Annotated in this window: 3 protein-coding genes; 1 reads left to right on the top strand and 2 read right to left on the bottom strand. The window is 43.6% G+C overall.

Annotated features, from left to right (window positions below; genetic code table 11):
• Nucleotides 1–585, bottom strand: a 585-nt coding sequence (locus CVN76_RS09595) for a FecCD family ABC transporter permease (RefSeq protein WP_157805620.1), incomplete at its 3' end; no start/stop codon positions are given.
• Nucleotides 586–721: 136 nt separating this feature from the next.
• Between CVN76_RS09595 and CVN76_RS09590 the strand changes: the two genes are divergently transcribed.
• Nucleotides 722–1,723 (top strand): ABC transporter substrate-binding protein, encoded by a 1,002-nt coding sequence (locus CVN76_RS09590; protein ID WP_100531079.1) that lies wholly within the window; start codon nt 722–724, stop codon nt 1,721–1,723.
• A gap of 225 nt (nt 1,724–1,948) precedes the next feature.
• Here CVN76_RS09590 and pbp4b read toward each other — a convergent pair.
• On the bottom strand, nt 1,949–2,992 hold a 1,044-nt coding region (pbp4b, locus tag CVN76_RS09585; RefSeq protein ID WP_100531078.1), incomplete at its 5' end, for a penicillin binding protein PBP4B.

The raw sequence follows: 2,992 nt of genomic DNA, 5'->3' as shown, positions 1-2,992 counted from the left end.
CCAATAGCTGATATCTTTTGAAATATTGAATTTGATCCCGACCGCAGTTGAAAGCGAGCTAAGCAAGGATGCTATCGCCGAGCCGGCGAGTGCGAGCTTGACAGGCGTTATGCCGCCCCTTGAATACGATGTGATTCCGAAAACCAATGCTGCGCCCAACCCTGCACCGGCAAAAGAGAACATCATTAAGCCCAGATACGTTATACCCGGCATGACCACAAGCGCAATCGCAATGAAAAACGATGATCCGGCGGTTACTCCCAGTATGGAAGGATCAGCCAATGGATTTCTCGTCATTCCCTGCATGATTGCCCCTGAGACTGCTAACGCAGCTCCTACACACACTGCAGCGATTGCCCGCGGAAATCTTAATTGGCGAATGATCGTATGAGCGGGATTGTCTTCATCAAATTGAAATAATGCATTATATACATCACGATAGCTCAAATCGGCGGCACCGAGATTGATTGAAGCAATAATCGAAACGAGTAAGCATGCAAGGCCCACTATCATGATGACCAAGCTGGTTACTCTATTTTTATATGTATTTAGCGGTACCTTGTCGATTTTTGTTTTTGAATTCATCTGTACAACTACTCTCCAGAGGGATTATCCCTAAAAAATAACGATTGACAATGAATGATTTCTATATTTAAATTAATTGAAATCGAGAATCATTATCATGCATAGATTATTTTATCATATCTTTAGGGGGATTTAAATGTATTACGTGATAAGCAAGAAAAAAATGCTGCAACTTTTGGGCGCTGGACTGTTAGCCATTTCATTGGCTGCCTGTGGTGATGAAGGAGCGAAGGATAGCCAATCTTCGACAAATAAAACGGATCAAACTTCCAATAAAGATAACCAAGAAGAAGTGAAGACAAGAACGATAACGGATGCAATGGGACATAAAGTCACGATTCCGGCCAAGCCGAAGCGTGTCATCGCGTCATACCTTGAAGATAATCTTGTCACATTGGGTGTTAAACCAGTCGCGCAATGGAGTGTAAAAGATGGAGCAAGCATTCAAGGGTATTTACAAAAGGACCTTGATGGGATTCCTACCATTCCACACGACCTTCCATTCGAAGCTGTTCAAAAAATGAAGCCGGACTTGATCATCATGGACTCTGCAAGCATGGTCGAAGGCGGGAAATATGAGCAATACAATAAAATCGCCCCTACATATGTAATCGGTACCGAGGTGAACAATGATTGGCGTGATGAGCTTAAGCGCGTTGGAGAAGTGTTCGGCAAAGAAGATGAAGCCAAGAAGGCTTTAGACAAGTACGAGGCGAAAGCTGCAGAAGCTAAAAAAACGCTTGAAAAAGAAACGGACAACCCTTCCGTGGCAGCCGTTTGGCTTGTCGGCGGCAAGTTCTTCGTCGTTAGCGACAACCTATCGAGCGGAGCTGTCATGTATGACGATTTAGGCTTGAAGGAACCGGGTGTTGTCAAGGAAATTTCCGCTAGTGCAACAGGAAACTGGAGTGCCATTTCATTAGAGAAATTAGTGGAAATGGACGCCGATCACCTATTCTTGATCAATAGTGATACATCCACTGGCTCAAAAGCACTTAATGAAGCACTTTGGAAAAGCATCCCTGCTGTAAAATCAGGAAATGTTCATGAGTTTTCTGCCGATGAAAGCTGGTTATACACAGGAGCTATCGCTAACGAACAAATCATTGATAATGTATTAAAAAGTTTAGTGAAATAATAATCAAGGCTATCACATCTTGTGATAGCCTTGATTTTTTTAATAGCTCGAACTCCTATTTCTGTTTCGTCGATATATTTAGGTGTTTCGTTGATATATTGCCATTTTCATCAATATATCTCGGTTTTCCGTTGATATTTTCCAATTTCCGTCGATATACCTCGGCTTTTCGTTGGTATATCTCTTTTTAACGGAAGCAGCTGGAATGCGAGTCAGCACACTCCTCTATTTTGTATCACTTTCCAACGCTTCATAGATCGCCGTCACGACACTTCCATAATTTCCTGTTTTGAAGAGGTCGCCGTAGAACTGATTGCTATTGGCTACAGGGTTTACGAGCGGTGAATGCTTTTTATTCGTAAGCAAAACAATGCCTAACTCTTTCGCGGGATCAATGATCGTTACCGTTCCCGTCCAGCCTGTGTGACCGTATGCACTCTCGCTCGCATATGGGCTGAACATCCACTTCATGCTTTCATCGCCATTTCGCCTCCAGCCAAGACCGTAAGTCGGATTGATCTCTGAAGGTGCAACGAATTCATCGATCGTTTCTTGATCAAAAAACGCATGCTTCCCGTATCCCCCGCCATTCAGCATCACCTGCAGCAGGACAGCGAGATCTTTCGTATTGGAAAAAAGACCTGCATGACCTGAAACGCCCCCCATCGAATAAAAGGCCTTTTCATCATGGACCTCCCCTTGAAGCGTGTATGTGCGAATGTTAGGAAATGCTATCACGCCGTCCCGGGTGTTGCCAAGCAATTCCGTTGCAGCAAAATCCTTTGGCTTGAACCCCTTTTGAAGCGGATTGAATTTTGTATGTTTCAAGTTAAGCGGCTTGTACACTTCATTTTCAACGTACGTATCAAGCGGCTGACCCGTTATTTTTTCAATAATCGCACCGAGCAGCATATAGTCGACATCACTGTATACGTTCTGCGTTCCCGGTACATAGGTCAGCGGTGTTTTCGATAGGAATGAAATCGTTTTATCCCGCTCCTGTGAGTGAAGTTCCTTTGAAACAGTTGGATTGTGATATTGGGGATCCGGCTTAAAACCGGCTGTATGATGAAGTACATCAATGATCCTCAAGGTATCCTTCCCCTTGATTACATCCCCTTCCGCATCTTTGAACTCAGGAATATATTGCTGAACTTTTGCCTGGATATCGAGCTTGCCTTCACTGACTAATTTTTGAAGCGCAAAATTGGTCGCATACATCTTCGTGTTTGAAGCAAGGTCAAACATTGTATCGTCTTTCATCTTCTG

The organism is Bacillus sp. mrc49 (genome assembly GCF_002803435.1).
The sequence above is the reverse complement of the archived record's forward strand: the minus strand, read 5'-3'. Positions and strand labels throughout refer to the sequence as shown.

What these genes read in the sequence shown, in the direction of transcription:
- CVN76_RS09590 (WP_100531079.1), top strand. Translation starts at nt 722, where the DNA reads ATGTATTACGTGATAAGCAAGAAAAAAATGCTGCAACTTTTGGGCGCT.